Annotated in this window: 4 protein-coding genes; 1 reads left to right on the top strand and 3 read right to left on the bottom strand. The window is 60.7% G+C overall.

The window, feature by feature from the left end; genetic code table 11:
* Positions 1–95: 95 nt before the first annotated feature.
* Complete coding sequence (locus tag ACLP9N_RS13015) at positions 96–242, bottom strand: PE family protein (RefSeq protein WP_442361836.1); 147 nt, start codon at positions 240–242, stop codon at positions 96–98.
* A gap of 193 nt (positions 243–435) precedes the next feature.
* Between ACLP9N_RS13015 and ACLP9N_RS13010 the strand changes: the two genes are divergently transcribed.
* Positions 436–1,134, top strand: a complete 699-nt coding sequence (locus ACLP9N_RS13010) for a TetR/AcrR family transcriptional regulator (protein WP_442361838.1) — start codon at positions 436–438, stop codon at positions 1,132–1,134.
* A 358-nt stretch (positions 1,135–1,492) separates the two neighbouring features.
* Here ACLP9N_RS13010 and ACLP9N_RS13005 read toward each other — a convergent pair whose 3' ends face one another.
* Together ACLP9N_RS13005 and ACLP9N_RS13000 are read right to left on the bottom strand one after the other, a co-directional pair.
* Complete coding sequence (locus tag ACLP9N_RS13005) at positions 1,493–1,693, bottom strand: hypothetical protein (protein WP_442376363.1); 201 nt, start codon at positions 1,691–1,693, stop codon at positions 1,493–1,495.
* Positions 1,693–2,601, bottom strand: coding sequence for a phage major capsid protein (locus tag ACLP9N_RS13000; protein WP_442361840.1), 909 nt, complete (start codon positions 2,599–2,601; stop codon positions 1,693–1,695). The genes ACLP9N_RS13005 and ACLP9N_RS13000 overlap by 1 nt, the downstream gene beginning before the upstream one ends.
* Positions 2,602–2,758 lie beyond the last annotated feature (157 nt).

Raw genomic sequence — 2,758 nt, 5'->3', positions numbered from 1 at the left:
TTACGTCACTGTAATTATGCAGTCGACCACTTAGTCATGGAGGCCGCCAAGAACCTGGCCGACGCGCGCTTCCAAAAGCGTGTTGAGTTTAACCATCAACGATTTCCGGAAGACACTTCAGACACCGCCGCAATGGCCGCCGAGGCCTCATCGTGAGCCGCGTCCAGCACCCCCGTCGTCGGCCCCACGGCCGCCGCGTGGGGTTCGCTTAGTGAGGAGCCAAGGTTCTGCAAATCCGTCACTGCTCGCCGGTTCGACTAAGGGACTTTGGTCCCTTTCTGCTCCTACAAATCGCAAAGCAAACGCACAGGCAATACAGTGAGACCCTCGTTTGCACTCTTGGCGTCGACGGGAGGCCATAGTGTCGTTTGTCGTGGCGGTGTTCTCGGAGAGGGGGTATGCGCTGGACGGGGACTTGCGCGTCAATTATCAATCATGGTCGGCACGGTGACGGGACGGCGGCTAGAGCCGCAACAGCGACGCGAACAGCTGCTCGACATTGGAGCCGCGATGTTCGCGGAAAAGCCTTATGAAGATGTGTGGATGGAGGACATTGCCGCCCGCGCGGCTGTGTCGAGAGCGACGCTGTACCACTACTTCCCGAGCAAGCGAGATTTATACGTAGCGATATTCAAGCGCGCTAGTACCCGGTTGCTGGCGCGCGCCAATCTTGATCCGCAGCTACCGCTCGCAGAACAGTTTGCCACTGGACTCGAGGCCTACATCCAATATTTTGCCGACCATCCCTTTGAGGCAGTCGCGATGAACCGCGGCGCATTGTCGGATGACCCGGCGATCGAGGCGATCATCACCGGAGAGCTAAACGTCGTGGGCCAACGCCTGATCGATAAACTCGTCGCGGAGGGCCGGCGGCGCGATGTCACCGAGATCGCGGTAGAGGGCTGGTTGGCGTTCGTTCGCGCAGCTTGCGTGAAATGGGTTCAGTCGCAACAAATCTCGCAAGAAGACCTCACCGAAATGTGTCTACGCGCATTCGACTGCGCTCTCGGGCACCCCAACAAGTCGCTTGCGTCGCCGAATGTACGGAATATCCGATCGAGGTTCATCGCTCTTTCTCCGATAAGGGTGAACCTACAACGAGGGCACAGGCCAGCTGGACTGCCATCAGCCTGATCCTTAATGAACCGCCCTACTTAGCAACGGCATGGAAGATGCGCTTGCCGGCGAAAGCATTTCTGCGCCAGATTCATTGTACGGCAACCGGTTTTGGTGCATGCACCGCCATAGAGGCCTCCTTCGATCAGTCCCGCTGAGCACGACTCGGGCATGGACAGCCGTCTTGGTCGTGTCATTGGCCGCAAAAGCAACGCGAGAAGCGGCGTTGACGGGACTGACCGAAGGGGATGTGTGGCCTGACGTGGTCTGCCTCCCCGAAGGGGGCGAAGGTACGCAAACCAGGCCAGGCCACACAGCGACGTCGACCCGCACCCCGGTTCCGGGGTGATCCGAAAGGGTCGAACCGTCACGTTTTTCACCAGTTGGGGCCGGGTGCGAGATCGTCGAAGTAGTCGATCGGGGTTATCCGCCGACCCGGTGGGGGTGTCACGAGACGGCTGATCTCAGTTGGTTCGCCACCCCAGTCGTGCGAGTCGGTCTGCTCGACAACCCGCCCCGGCCCCCGCTCGCTCGGTTCGGCCCAGTTGAGTGAAACTTGGTCGCTGATGCGCGGCATCATGAGCTCCACGTGTTCGTGGTCGTCGGCAGAGCAGACAGCCACAGCACGGCAGACGGGCGCTCGACTCCGAGATTGAGGCGCTCTTCGACGACGTACCTCAACAGGTTTCGGACGAAGTCGTCCTCTGCGTAGCCCTGCCTGAAGGTGATGCCTTCGCGGATGATCGCCCTGCCCATCTTGGTGGTGTCGATCAAAAACGCGTCACCTGGCTGGCACGCCGTGGTGACGATCACTTCGACACCCCACAGCGACGTCGCCTCTTCCCTAGTCGGATCAGGCGCTAAAACATACCGGTGCAGATCATCCTTAATCCGACGCAGGGCGGAAAAACTGCTCGGTGAGATCACCAAGCAGTCGGGCTCGGCCAGCGCCGGCCCGCTGCGCAGCTGCTCGATCGACTCTTCGATGTCATCCAAGTAGGCGGTGGCGCTTGACGCGCCCGCCGACGTGCTGCAGTCGTGATACAGAATGCTCGGTGTGTGGTACAGGCCGAGGATTTGCCCGTCGTCGCCGGTGCCGTACAACAGTTGCTGGTTCTCGACGTCCACGACTCGAAGCGGCAGCTCAACTCCTAGGTAGGAGACGAATCGCTCGTAGTCGGAAATTACCTCCCACGACACCGCTGAGTTGCAGGCCAGCTTCACCATCGGCAGGGTGACGTGATCCATACCCAGCACGATCTCGGGTTTGAGGGCGCCCTCGGCCGTTACGGCGGCGCTGCCGGTCGTTGTGCTGTGGCGGATTACCTCGTACGACGGCGCGCTGCACGCCGTCGTCGGTAGCCTGTCCAAAAGCCTGCGCTCGTGCACAGCCCGCGTAATCCACGGCGCCAACTCAGCCGGACGTAAACCCTCGATACCCGACGTGAACGACAAATCTTTGCCGACCACCGAGCTATACGCCACGTCTTTGATCGGAAATCAGTAACGCTACTCGCTTTAGCACATCGGTGGGCGGCGGGTTGGTTTTGAACGCAGCGGGTAGGGGCGAAGGCCGCCCGGCTGCTAATGCGAGACGAGGGTCAGGCGGCTGCTTAGTGACCGGGCCCCATCATGCAGCCGG

It is taken from the genome of Mycobacterium sp. (assembly GCF_052144515.1).
Classification (GTDB): domain Bacteria; phylum Actinomycetota; class Actinomycetes; order Mycobacteriales; family Mycobacteriaceae; genus Mycobacterium.
The sequence above is the reverse complement of the archived record's forward strand: the minus strand, read 5'-3'. Positions and strand labels throughout refer to the sequence as shown.